Source organism: Pseudomonas sp. NY15435 (genome assembly GCF_048068295.1).
In the GTDB taxonomy this organism is placed as follows: domain Bacteria; phylum Pseudomonadota; class Gammaproteobacteria; order Pseudomonadales; family Pseudomonadaceae; genus Pseudomonas.
In genome coordinates this window covers 91,513-103,757 of record NZ_JBLUQA010000015.1, presented here as the reverse complement: position 1 = coordinate 103,757, position 12,245 = coordinate 91,513, and the positions used below count along the sequence as shown (strand labels likewise).

Below are 12,245 nucleotides of genomic sequence, written 5' to 3'. Positions count from 1 at the left end.
CCGCGGGGATATTGGGGCGCCAGTAGAGCGTTGTACGGCGGGATCCTGGTGAGGACGTGCGCCGCTGCGAGGAGAGAGTCTGGTCCCAGACTGCTCGGACCTCGATGACCATTAAGTCATGCCGGCCAGTATACCACCCTAAAGGCGGGGTGAAGCGTGTCCCTTTTTTAGACTAAGGAATGATGTGGTTCGATTACCGGCTTGTGAGCTACCCTCAGTGGCTGCAAGAGGGTTTCAACCAAAAAGCGGAGTTCAGCATGGGATACCAAAAGATCCAGGTGCCGGCCGGTGACAAAATCACCGTCAACGCCGATATGTCCTTGAATGTACCGAAGAACCCGATCATCCCCTTCATCGAGGGCGATGGCATTGGCGTCGATATCAGTCCGGTCATGATCAAGGTCGTCGACGCCGCCGTCGAGAAAGCCTACAAAGGCGACCGCAAGATTGCGTGGATGGAAGTCTACGCCGGCGAAAAGGCCACCCAGGTCTACGACCAGGACACCTGGCTGCCCCAGGAAACCCTGGATGCCGTTCGCGATTACGTGGTGTCCATCAAGGGCCCGCTGACCACACCGGTGGGGGGTGGCATCCGCTCCCTGAACGTGGCCTTGCGCCAGCAGCTGGACCTTTATGTCTGCCTGCGCCCGGTTCGCTGGTTCGAAGGCGTACCGAGCCCGGTGAAGAAGCCCGGCGATGTGGACATGGTGATCTTCCGCGAGAACTCCGAAGACATCTATGCCGGCGTCGAATGGAAGGCCGGCACCCCTGAGGCGCAGAAGGTCATCAAATTCCTCACCGAGGAAATGGGCGTCAAGAAGATCCGCTTCACCGACAACTGCGGCATCGGCATCAAGCCGGTTTCCCAGGAGGGCACCAAGCGCCTGGTGCGCAAGGCCCTGCAGTACGCCGTGGACAATGATCGTGACTCCGTCACCATCGTCCACAAGGGCAACATCATGAAATTCACCGAGGGTGCGTTCAAGGACTGGGGCTATGAGATCGCTCGCGACGAGTTCGGCGCTCAGTTGCTCGACGGGGGCCCGTGGATGCAGTTCAAGAACCCCAATACGGGCAAGAACATCGTGGTGAAGGACGTGATCGCCGATGCCATGCTGCAGCAGATCCTGTTGCGCCCGGCCGAATACGATGTGATTGCCACCCTCAACCTGAACGGCGATTACCTGTCCGATGCCCTGGCGGCGGAGGTCGGCGGCATCGGCATCGCGCCGGGCGCCAACCTGTCCGACTCGGTGGCCATGTTCGAGGCAACGCACGGCACTGCGCCCAAGTACGCGGGCCTGGACAAGGTGAACCCGGGGTCGGTGATCCTCTCTGCCGAGATGATGCTGCGCCACATGGGCTGGCCTGAAGCGGCCGACCTGATCATCGACGGTGTGAACGGCGCCATCGCCGCCAAGACCGTGACCTATGACTTCGAGCGACTGATGGACGGCGCCAAGCTGCTGTCGTGCTCCGAGTTCGGCGACGCGATCATCGCCAAGATGTAACCGGGTGATTCCCCGCCCATGAAAAAGGCCGGCTTGCTGCCGGCCTTTTTCGTTTCGTCTGATCCTTGACGAATCAGGCTTCCGCCGTGAGGTTCTCTACCTCGCTGCTCGGAGCAGTCTGCGCGGATGGGGTGGATGCATTGGCGTTGACGGGCTGGATGTTCACCGCGTGCAACCCCTTCGGACCTTGCAGGATCTCGAAACTGACGGGTTGGCCGGCCTTGAGTGTCTTGTAGCCATCCATCTGGATTGCCGAGTAATGAGCAAACAGGTCCTCATCTCGGCCATCAGCCAGGATGAAACCATAGCCCTTGGCGTTGTTGAACCACTTGACCTTACCGCTAAGCATGCTGATATCCCTCTGCAAAGGACTCCATCGCTGGAGTATCATCCACTACTATTCCGCTATGCCTTTTTCTAAAGACTGGCGTCCGGAACTCCTGATACCCTCCGGGGGGTATCCTTTGGTTGTAACACCCTTTTGCCGTTAGTCAAGGCGGCGTCGTCTGGGCCTGAGAGGCGATTCAAACTCCGGCCGGCCCACTCATTCACCCACTCGCAAAGCTTTTATTCCAGCATGCATGCAAGTAGCCAGATTCGACTAACATTCAATCAGGACCGCCCGGATCCATTGGAAGACGACGGAACGGGGCTGGCGGTTGAGGAAGCCAAACCTGCCCTGAAGGCGCCGTCCATGTATCGGGTCATCATGTTCAACGATGATTACACCCCGATGGATTTCGTGGTTGAGGTGCTCGAGCTGTACTTCAACATGAACCGCGAGCAGGCAACCAAGGTCATGTTGACTGTGCATACCCAGGGCAAGGCGCACTGCGGGACCTTTACCCGCGATGTCGCGGAAACCAAAGCCATGCAGGTCAATCAATATGCGAGGGAGAGCCAACATCCACTGTTGTGCGAAATTGAGATAGAAGGTTGATGCGGATGTTTGGGAGCGAGGTGAAGTCATGTTGAATCGAGAGCTCGAAGTCACCCTCAATCTCGCCTTCAAGGAGGCGCGGGCGAAGCGGCATGAGTTCATGACCGTTGAGCACTTGCTGTTGGCGCTTCTGGATAATGAAGCTGCCGCGACGGTTCTGAAGGCGTGCGGTGCGAATCTGGACAAGCTGCGGCGAGACCTGCAGGAGTTCATCGATTCCACCACGCCGCTGATTCCCCAGCACGACGAGGATCGCGAAACCCAGCCAACCCTGGGCTTCCAGCGTGTCCTGCAGCGTGCCGTATTCCACGTGCAGAGTTCCGGCAAGCGCGAAGTCACCGGCGCCAACGTACTGGTTGCCATCTTCAGCGAGCAAGAAAGCCAGGCGGTGTTCCTGCTCAAGCAGCAGAGCGTCGCGCGGATCGACGTGGTCAACTACATCGCCCATGGCATCTCCAAGGTGCCGGGGCATGCCGAGCATCAGGACAGCGAGCAGGAGATGCAGGACGAGGAGGGCGGCGAGTCCTCCACTTCCAGCCATCCGCTGGATGCCTATGCCAGCAACCTGAACGACCTGGCGCGCCAGGGGCGCATCGACCCGCTGGTCGGTCGCGAATCGGAAGTCGAGCGCGTCGCGCAAATCCTGGCTCGTCGCCGCAAGAACAACCCGCTGCTGGTTGGCGAGGCGGGTGTCGGCAAGACCGCTATCGCCGAAGGCCTGGCCAAGCGCATTGTCGATGGCCAGGTGCCGGACCTGCTGTCCGACAGTGTCGTCTACTCCCTGGACCTGGGGGCGCTGCTGGCGGGCACCAAGTACCGTGGCGACTTCGAGAAGCGCTTCAAGGCACTGCTCAACGAGCTGCGCAAGCGCCCGCATGCGGTGCTGTTCATCGATGAAATCCACACCATCATCGGTGCTGGTGCGGCCTCGGGCGGGGTGATGGATGCGTCCAACCTGCTGAAGCCACTGCTGTCGTCCGGTGAGATCCGCTGCATCGGCTCAACCACCTTCCAGGAATTCCGCGGCATCTTCGAGAAGGATCGCGCGCTGGCGCGTCGCTTCCAGAAAGTCGACGTCACCGAGCCGTCCGTCGAGGATACCTTCGGCATCCTGAAAGGCCTGAAACCGCGCTTCGAGCAGCACCACCACATCGAGTACAGCGATGAGGCGTTGCGTGCCGCTGCCGAGCTGGCTGCGCGCTACATCAATGATCGGCACATGCCGGACAAGGCCATCGACGTAATCGACGAAGCCGGTGCCTACCAGCGCCTGCAGCCGGAAGAGAAGCGTGTGAAGCGCATCGAAGTGCCGCAGGTCGAGGACATCGTCGCGAAGATCGCACGGATTCCGCCCAAGCACGTGTCCAGTTCCGATAAAGAACTGCTGCGTAACCTTGAGCGTGATCTGAAACTGACCGTGTTCGGTCAGGCCGCGGCGATCGAATCGCTGTCCACTGCCATCAAACTGTCACGCGCCGGCCTCAAGTCGCCGGACAAGCCTGTCGGTTCCTTCCTGTTCTCCGGCCCGACCGGGGTGGGCAAGACCGAGGTGGCTCGCCAACTGGCCAAGGCGCTGGGTGTGGAGCTGGTGCGCTTCGACATGTCCGAGTACATGGAGCGGCATACCGTGTCCCGTCTGATCGGCGCGCCTCCGGGTTACGTCGGTTTCGACCAGGGTGGCCTGCTCACCGAGGCGATCACCAAGACGCCGCACTGCGTGCTGCTGCTGGACGAGATCGAGAAGGCGCATCCGGAAGTCTTCAACCTGCTGCTGCAGGTGATGGATCACGGCACGCTGACCGACAACAATGGACGCAAGGCGGATTTCCGTAATGTCATCCTGATCATGACTACCAACGCCGGCGCGGAAACCGCGGCGCGGGCCTCCATCGGCTTCACGCAGCAGGATCACACCAGCGACGCCATGGAAGTGATCAAGAAGAGCTTCACGCCGGAGTTCCGCAACCGCCTGGACACCATCATTCAGTTCGGCCGCCTGAGTCACGAGACCATCAAGAGCATCGTCGACAAGTTCCTCACCGAGCTGCAGGCGCAGCTGGAGGACAAGCACGTGCAGATCGAGGTCAGCGATTCGGCTCGGGTCTGGCTGGCGGACAAGGGCTACGACCCGCAAATGGGTGCCCGTCCGATGGCGCGCCTCATCCAGGACAAGATCAAGCGGCCGCTGGCCGAGGAGATCCTGTTTGGCGAACTGGCCGAGCATGGTGGCGTTGCTCACGTCGACCTGAAGGATGGCGAACTGGCCTTCGAGTTCGAGGTGATTGCCGCTGAGCCGGCTTGACGATTGAAATGCAAGGCCCAAACGAAAACGCCCGGCAATGCCGGGCGTTTTTCTGTGTGCCGGTTTTTGCCGGCACCTACCGTCTGTCAGCGAGCGCGGTAGGTGATGCGACCCTTGGAGAGGTCGTAGGGCGTCAGTTCAACGCGAACCTTGTCGCCGGTCAGGATGCGGATGTAATTCTTGCGCATCTTCCCGGAGATGTGCGCGGTAACGACGTGCCCGTTTTCCAACTCCACGCGGAACATGGTGTTGGGCAGGGTGTCGACGACAGTGCCTTCCATTTCGAAGCTGTCTTCTTTCGACATGCAGTAGAACCCTCGGTATCTAAGATTGCCTGAAGTGTTTCAGGCCATTAAAAAAGGCACATAGTGTGCCTGAAATCGCCCCACAACGCCAATGGGTGTTTTCGCGTCAGTTCAATGCCACCCAGCGCTGGTTCACGAAAAGCTCGATCGGGCGGTACTGGGTCTTGTAGTTCATCTTGCGGCAATTCTTGATCCAGTAGCCCAGGTAGACGGCGTGCAGGTTCAGCCGTTCGGTCTCGGCGACCTGCCAGAGGATGGCGAATCGGCCGAGGCTGCGGCGCTCTTCGTCCGGGTCGTAGAAGGTATAGACAGCGGAAAGGCCGTTCGGCAACACATCCGTCACGGCGACGGCGAGCAGGCGGCCTTGCAGGCGGAATTCGAAGAAGCAGCTGAACGGCAGGTCGCGCACCAGGAAGGTGGCGAACTGGTCGCGGCTGGGCGGGTACATGTCCCCGTCGGCATGGCGCTGCTCGATGTAACGCATGTACAGCGCGTAGTACTCCTCAGTGAAGGCGGGGCGCTTGCGGATTACCTCCAGGTCGACATTGCGCTTGATGATGCGCTTCTGCTGGCGACTGGGCTGGAAGCCCGTAGCCGGAATGCGCGCAGGTATGCAGGCTGTGCAGTGCTGGCAGTGCGGCCGGTAGAGGTGCTCGCCGCTACGCCGGAAGCCCACCTCGGACAGTGAGGCGTACAACTGCGCGTCCATGGGCTGGCTGGGGTCGAGGAACAGGGTAGTCGCCTGTTCTTCGGGCAGATAGCTGCATGGATGCGGTTGTGTGGCGTAAAACTTCAGGCGGGCGAGCTCGGTCATCTTCAACCCCTGCGAGGTCCCTCAGGCAAGTTTAAGACAGGCTGAGCAGGTCCGCTCGTGAAGTCCAGTCCTGCGAAGGTGTTTCGTCGAGATGACGGCGCAGGTAACTGGCGAATTCGCGGCGGGAAATGGCGCGGGCGCCGAAGCTGTGCAGATGCTGGGTCGGCATCTGGCAGTCGATCAGCACGAAGCCGGCGGCCTTCAGGCGCTGCACCAGCGCAACGAAGGCGACCTTGGAGGCATTGTCGGCGCGGCTGAACATGGATTCGCCGAAAAACAGGCGGCCGATGGCCAGGCCATAAAGCCCGCCGACCAACTCGTTGCCTTGCCAGGCTTCCGCGGAGTGAGCAACGCCCAGGCGGTGCAATTGGCAATAGGCGTCCTGCATCGGAGTGGTGATCCAGGTGCCGTCGGCGTAATCGCGCGGGCCCGCGCAGCCATGGATGACCTGCTCGAATGCCTGATCGATGGTCACCTGGTACTGCTGCTGGCGGATGAACTTGGCGAGGCTGCGGGAGACGTGCAGCTCTTCCGGGAAGAGTACGGTGCGCGGGTCAGGCGACCACCAGAGAATCGGCTGGCCGTCCTGGTACCAGGGGAAGCAGCCATGGCGGTAGGCCTGGATCAGGCGCTGCGGATTGAGGTCTCCACCGGCCGCAAGCAGGCCGTTGGGCTCATGCAGGGCCTTGTCGAGAGGGGGGAAGTCGAAGTTGCTACGGGAAAGCCACTTGAGCATAGGGAGGAGGGGAGGGCGAGCCTCCCCTTGGCCGATCAGTTGTCGTCGAGGAACTTTTCGGCGTCCAGTGCGGCCATGCAGCCGGCGCCAGCCGAGGTGATGGCCTGGCGGTAGACGTGGTCAGCCACGTCGCCGGCAGCGAACACGCCGTCGATGCTGGTCAGGGTGGCATTGCCTTCGGCGCCGCCCTTGATCTTCAGGTAGCCGTCATGCATCTCCAGCTGGCCTTTGAACAGGTCGGTGTTGGGTTTGTGGCCGATGGCGATGAATACGCCGGCCAGGTCCAGCTGGCGGGTTTCGCCGCTGTTGGCGTCCTTGAGGCGCACGCCGATAACGCCCATGTTGTCGCCCAGAACTTCATCCAGGGTGGTGTTCCAGTGCAGGCGCACGTTGCCGTTCTTGGCTTTTTCGAACAGTTTGTCCTGCAGGATCTTCTCCGAGCGCAGCTTGTCGCGGCGGTGGATCAGGTGGACTTCCTTGGCGATGTTGGAGAGGTAGAGTGCCTCTTCCACAGCGGTATTGCCGCCGCCGACCACGCAGACGACCTGGTTGCGATAGAAGAAGCCGTCGCAGGTGGCGCAGGCGGAAACGCCCTTGCCCATGAAAGCCTCTTCCGAGGACATCCCCAGGTACTGGGCAGAAGCACCAGTGGCGATGATCAGTGCGTCGCAGGTGTAGGTGCCGCTGTCGCCCTTGAGGGTGAAGGGTTTCTGCTGCAACTCGGCAGTGTGGATGTGGTCGTAGACGATCTCGGTATCGAAACGCTTGGCATGCTGCTCCATGCGCTGCATCAGGGCCGGACCGGTCAGGCCTTCCACGTCGCCCGGCCAGTTATCGACCTCGGTGGTAGTGGTGAGCTGACCGCCGGGCTGGATGCCAGTGATGACAACAGGCTTGAGGTTGGCCCGCGCGGCATACACGGCCGCGGTATAGCCCGCGGGGCCGGAGCCCAGGATGATCAGGCGCGAATGCTTGACTTCACTCATAAAAAGACTCCATAAGCCTTTGTCACGTAAGAGAATGCATGCTCCAATTGAGCAGCCGAAAAGCGGTGTTGGGCTATGCTACACCGAACCCCGGAAAGCCGGCAAAAGCGCAATCGGACACGCCCGGGTTCGCTGGCATCAGCCGGCCAAAGCCGTACAATAGGCCCATTTCGCGGCCCAACGACTCTCGGACGCGCGTATAGCGCAGGAATAGAAGCGTTTTGAAGGACACCACAGCAAGCCATGCCGCCGCCTGGCGCCAGCAACTGCACTACCGTCTGAAGGAAGGGGCACTGATCGCGCTTGGCGCGCTCTGCCTCTACCTGTGGATGGCGCTGCTCACCTACGATTCCTCCGATCCGGGCTGGAGCCATTCCAGTCACGTCGAGCAGGTGCAGAACGCTGCCGGCCGCCTGGGCGCCCTCAGTGCAGACATCCTGTTCATGGTGCTGGGCTATTTCGCCTACCTGTTCCCGCTGTTGCTGGCAGTGAAGACCTACCAGGTCTTCCGCAAGCGCCACATGCCCTGGGAGTGGAGCGGCTGGCTGTTCTCCTGGCGGCTGATCGGCCTGGTATTCCTGGTGCTGTCCGGTTCCGCACTGGCCTATATCCATTTCCACACCAGTGGTGCCCACATGCCGGCCACGGCGGGTGGAGCCCTGGGTGAGAGCCTGGGCCAACTGGGCGTCAATGCCCTGAACGTGCAGGGCAGTACGCTGCTTTTCCTGGCGCTATTCCTGTTCGGCATGACGGTGTTCGCCGACTTGTCCTGGTTCAAGGTGATGGACGTCACCGGCAAGATCACCCTCGACCTCTTTGAACTGATCCACAACGCCACCAATCGCTGGTGGAGCGCCCGCAGCGAACATAAGCAGCTCGTCGCCCAGTTGCGTGAAGTTGACGAGCGCGTGGCCGAAGTCGCTGCGCCCATCGTTGCCGACCGACGCGAGCAGGCCAAGGTCAAGGAACGCCTGATCGAACGCGAGGAAGCGCTGGTCAAGAGCGTTCAGGAGCGCGAAAAGCGCGTGGCGCCAAAGATCGACGTCCCGCCGCCGCCCAGCAAACCGGCCGAGCCGAGCAAGCGCGTACTGAAAGAGAAGCAGGCGCCGCTGTTCGTCGATACCGCCGTGGAAGGCACGCTGCCGCCGCTGTCGATCCTCGACCCGGCCTCGGAAAAGAAGCAGAGCTACTCGCCTGAATCCCTGGAGGCCATGTCGCGCCTGCTGGAGATCAAGCTCAAGGAGTTCGGCGTTGAAGTCATCGTCGAGTCCGTGCATCCCGGCCCGGTGATCACCCGTTTCGAAATCCAGCCGGCCGCTGGCGTGAAGGTCAGCCGCATCTCCAACCTGGCCAAGGACTTGGCGCGCTCGCTGGCGGTAATCAGTGTGCGCGTGGTGGAAGTCATCCCCGGCAAGACCACTGTCGGCATCGAGATTCCCAACGAAGACCGGCAGATGGTGCGCTTCTCCGAAGTGCTGATGACGCCGGAGTACGACGAGCACAAATCCACCGTGCCACTGGCACTGGGCCACGACATCGGCGGCAACCCGGTCATCACCGACCTGGCGAAGATGCCTCACCTGCTGGTAGCCGGTACTACCGGCTCCGGTAAGTCGGTGGGTGTGAACGCCATGCTGCTGTCGATCCTGTTCAAGTCCACGCCGGAAGAGGCGCGACTGATCATGATCGACCCGAAGATGCTGGAACTGTCGATCTACGAAGGCATTCCGCACCTGCTCTGCCCGGTGGTCACCGACATGAAGGAGGCCGCCAACGCGCTGCGCTGGAGCGTCGCCGAGATGGAGCGTCGCTACAAGCTGATGGCGGCCATGGGCGTGCGTAACCTGGCCGGCTTCAACCGCAAGGTGAAGGACGCGGAGGAGGCTGGCACTCCGCTGACCGACCCGCTGTACCGCCGTGAGAGCATGGAAGACGAGGCTCCGCTGCTGCAGACCCTGCCGACCATCGTGGTCGTCGTGGACGAATTCGCCGACATGATGATGATCGTCGGCAAGAAGGTGGAAGAACTGATCGCCCGTATCGCCCAGAAGGCGCGTGCGGCGGGCATCCATCTGATCCTGGCGACCCAGCGTCCGTCCGTGGATGTAATCACCGGTCTGATCAAGGCGAACATCCCGACCCGTATCGCCTTCCAGGTGTCCAGCAAGATCGACTCGCGCACCATCCTTGACCAGGGCGGTGCCGAGCAACTGCTGGGGCACGGGGACATGCTCTACCTGCCGCCGGGCACCGGCCTGCCGATTCGTGTTCATGGCGCCTTCGTGTCCGATGACGAAGTGCACCGCGTCGTTGAGGCGTGGAAGCTGCGTGGCGCGCCGAACTACATCGAGGACATCCTCGCTGGTGCCGATGAAGGCGCTGGCGGTTCGTTCGAAGGTGGCGGTGGCGGCGAAGGCAGCGAGGGCAGCGAGGACGATCCGCTCTACGACGAAGCCGTGCGCTTCGTGACCGAAAGCCGCCGCGCTTCGATTTCCGCCGTGCAGCGCAAGCTGAAGATCGGTTACAACCGCGCCGCGCGGATGATCGAGGCAATGGAGATGGCCGGCGTGGTCACTCCGATGAATACCAATGGCTCGCGCGAAGTTATGGCGCCGGCCCCGATCCGTGATTGATTCGACTTCGAGGATTTCGATGCGTCTGATCCGCCTGATGTTCGTAGCTGCGCTGGCCTTGGCTGGCGTCCAGGCCCATGCCGACGATGCTGCATCGCAGCGACTGAGCGGGATGCTCACCAAGGCCCAGACAATGACCGCGCGCTTCTCCCAGCTGACCCTGGATGGCAGCGGCACCCGCCTGCAGGAAACCGCCGGCACCCTGGGTCTGAAACGTCCGGGCCTGTTCCGCTGGCACACCGATGCGCCGAACGAGCAGCTGTTGATCTCCAATGGCGAGAAAATCTGGCTGTACGACCCGGACCTGGAGCAAGTGACCATCCAGAAGCTCGACCTGCGCCTGACCCAGACCCCGGCGCTGCTGCTGTCTGGCGACGTATCGAAGATCGGCCAGAGCTTTGACATCACCGCTAAAGATGGCGGCAACGTAGTCGACTTCACCCTCAAGCCGAAGTCCAAGGACACCCTGTTCGACAGCCTGCGGATTTCCTTCCGCAGTGGCGTAGTGAACGACATGCAACTGATCGACAGCGTCGGTCAGCGCACCAATATCCTGTTCTTCGACGTGAAGATGAACGAGCCGATGGACGCCAAGCAGTTCGTCTTCGATGTGCCCAAGGGCGTCGACGTCATCCAGGAATGACCGGCCTTACGCCGGATTGATCGATAGGTAAGATTCGTGGACCTGTTCCGCTCCGCCCCCGTTTCCCAGCCCCTGGCCGCGCGCCTGCGCGCGACCAGCCTGGACGAGTACGTCGGCCAGGAGCACCTGCTCGCCCGTGGCAAGCCACTGCGCGAGGCGCTGGAGCAGGGCGCGCTGCACTCGATGATCTTCTGGGGCCCGCCCGGTGTCGGCAAGACCACCCTGGCGAAGCTGCTGGCGCAGGTCACCGACGCGCACTTCGAGACCATTTCGGCGGTACTCTCGGGTGTGAAGGAAATCCGCCAGGCGGTGGAAGTGGCCAAGCAGCACGCGGCCCAGTACGGTCGCCGCACCATCCTCTTCGTCGATGAAGTGCACCGCTTCAACAAGAGCCAGCAGGATGCCTTCTTGCCCTATGTGGAGGACGGCACGCTGATCTTCATTGGTGCGACCACAGAGAACCCGTCCTTCGAACTGAACAATGCGCTGCTGTCCCGCGCCCGAGTCTATGTGCTGAAAAGCCTGGACGAAGCCGCGCTGCGCCGGCTGGTCGAGCGCGCGCTGAGCGAAGAAAAAGGGCTGGGCAAACGCAACCTGAGCCTGCCCGACGACAGCTTCGCCATCCTCATGGCGGCTGCCGATGGCGATGGTCGGCGCCTGCTCAACCTGCTGGAGAACGCCTCGGACCTCGCCGAGGACAACGGCGAGATCAGCGCCGAGCTGCTGCAGAATCTGCTGGGCGACTCGCGCCGGCGCTTCGACAAGGGTGGCGAGGCGTTCTACGACCAGATCAGCGCGCTGCATAAGTCGGTGCGCGGCTCCAGCCCCGATGGCGCGTTGTACTGGTACTCGCGCATGCTCGATGGCGGCTGCGATCCGCTGTACATCGCCCGCCGCGTGGTTCGCATGGCCAGCGAGGACATCGGCAATGCCGATCCTCGCGCATTGACCCTGTGCCTTCATGCCTGGGACGTGCAGGAGCGCCTCGGCAGTCCGGAAGGCGAGCTGGCGATTGCGCAGGCTATCGTGTATCTGGCCTGCGCGCCGAAGAGCAACGCCGTCTACAACGCCTACAACACGGCGCGCCGTGACGTGGCGGAGAGCGGCTCGCTGGAAGTGCCGCTGCATCTGCGCAACGCGCCGACCAAGCTGATGAAGAACCTGGGTTATGGCGACGAGTACCGCTATGCCCATGATGAACCGGATGCCTATGCGGCCGGAGAAGACTACTTCCCCGAGTCCATGGAACCGCGCCAGTATTACCAACCCGTGCCGCGCGGGCTCGAACTGAAGATCGGCGAAAAGCTGCGCCACCTGGCCAGCCTCGACAAAGCCAGTTCCCGCCGTCGCAGAAAATCCTGAAGTGGCGCCCGCG

The 12,245-nt window shown here is 61.8% G+C and carries 11 protein-coding genes; 6 read left to right on the top strand and 5 right to left on the bottom strand.

The features are described from left to right. Positions 1 to 257: 257 nt before the first annotated feature. Positions 258 to 1,511: an NADP-dependent isocitrate dehydrogenase gene (gene icd / locus ACNFH5_RS27190; protein ID WP_416751486.1), complete on the top strand. Its 1,254-nt coding sequence runs from the start codon at positions 258 to 260 to the stop codon at positions 1,509 to 1,511. A 73-nt stretch (positions 1,512 to 1,584) separates the two neighbouring features. Here icd and cspD read toward each other — a convergent pair whose 3' ends face one another. Beyond that, positions 1,585 to 1,860, bottom strand: coding sequence for a cold shock domain-containing protein CspD (gene cspD, locus ACNFH5_RS27185; RefSeq protein ID WP_045214920.1), 276 nt, complete (start codon positions 1,858 to 1,860; stop codon positions 1,585 to 1,587). A 228-nt stretch (positions 1,861 to 2,088) separates the two neighbouring features. Between cspD and clpS the strand changes: the two genes are divergently transcribed. Together clpS and clpA are read left to right on the top strand one after the other, a co-directional pair. After that, positions 2,089 to 2,451, top strand: a complete 363-nt coding sequence (clpS, locus tag ACNFH5_RS27180) for an ATP-dependent Clp protease adapter ClpS (protein WP_138526520.1) — start codon at positions 2,089 to 2,091, stop codon at positions 2,449 to 2,451. A 28-nt stretch (positions 2,452 to 2,479) separates the two neighbouring features. Next, positions 2,480 to 4,753 (top strand): ATP-dependent Clp protease ATP-binding subunit ClpA, encoded by a 2,274-nt coding sequence (gene clpA / locus ACNFH5_RS27175; protein WP_054909435.1) that lies wholly within the window; start codon positions 2,480 to 2,482, stop codon positions 4,751 to 4,753. Positions 4,754 to 4,839: 86 nt separating this feature from the next. On the opposite strand, the gene infA is transcribed toward clpA, so the two are convergent. From infA to trxB, 4 genes are all read right to left on the bottom strand, one after another. Next, positions 4,840 to 5,058, bottom strand: a complete 219-nt coding sequence (infA, locus tag ACNFH5_RS27170) for a translation initiation factor IF-1 (protein ID WP_002553999.1) — start codon at positions 5,056 to 5,058, stop codon at positions 4,840 to 4,842. A gap of 106 nt (positions 5,059 to 5,164) precedes the next feature. Continuing rightward, positions 5,165 to 5,872: an arginyltransferase gene (locus ACNFH5_RS27165; RefSeq protein ID WP_416751479.1), complete on the bottom strand. Its 708-nt coding sequence runs from the start codon at positions 5,870 to 5,872 to the stop codon at positions 5,165 to 5,167. Between the two features lie 31 nt (positions 5,873 to 5,903). Next, the gene (gene aat, locus ACNFH5_RS27160) at positions 5,904 to 6,608 is read right to left on the bottom strand and encodes a leucyl/phenylalanyl-tRNA--protein transferase (protein ID WP_416751477.1); all 705 of its coding nucleotides are present in this window, start codon (positions 6,606 to 6,608) and stop codon (positions 5,904 to 5,906) included. Between the two features lie 35 nt (positions 6,609 to 6,643). After that, positions 6,644 to 7,594 (bottom strand): thioredoxin-disulfide reductase, encoded by a 951-nt coding sequence (trxB, locus tag ACNFH5_RS27155; RefSeq protein WP_416751475.1) that lies wholly within the window; start codon positions 7,592 to 7,594, stop codon positions 6,644 to 6,646. 221 nt (positions 7,595 to 7,815) lie between these two features. Between trxB and ftsK the strand changes: the two genes are divergently transcribed. From ftsK to ACNFH5_RS27140, 3 genes are read left to right on the top strand one after another with little or no spacing between them, the layout of a single operon-like run. After that, positions 7,816 to 10,227, top strand: a complete 2,412-nt coding sequence (gene ftsK / locus ACNFH5_RS27150) for a DNA translocase FtsK (RefSeq protein ID WP_416751473.1) — start codon at positions 7,816 to 7,818, stop codon at positions 10,225 to 10,227. Between the two features lie 19 nt (positions 10,228 to 10,246). After that, a complete protein-coding gene (gene lolA / locus ACNFH5_RS27145; RefSeq protein ID WP_416751470.1) occupies positions 10,247 to 10,870 on the top strand; it encodes an outer membrane lipoprotein chaperone LolA in 624 nt (207 codons plus the stop codon). Between the two features lie 36 nt (positions 10,871 to 10,906). Beyond that, complete coding sequence (locus ACNFH5_RS27140; protein ID WP_416751468.1) at positions 10,907 to 12,232, top strand: replication-associated recombination protein A; 1,326 nt, start codon at positions 10,907 to 10,909, stop codon at positions 12,230 to 12,232. The last annotated feature ends 13 nt before the right edge of the window (positions 12,233 to 12,245 follow it).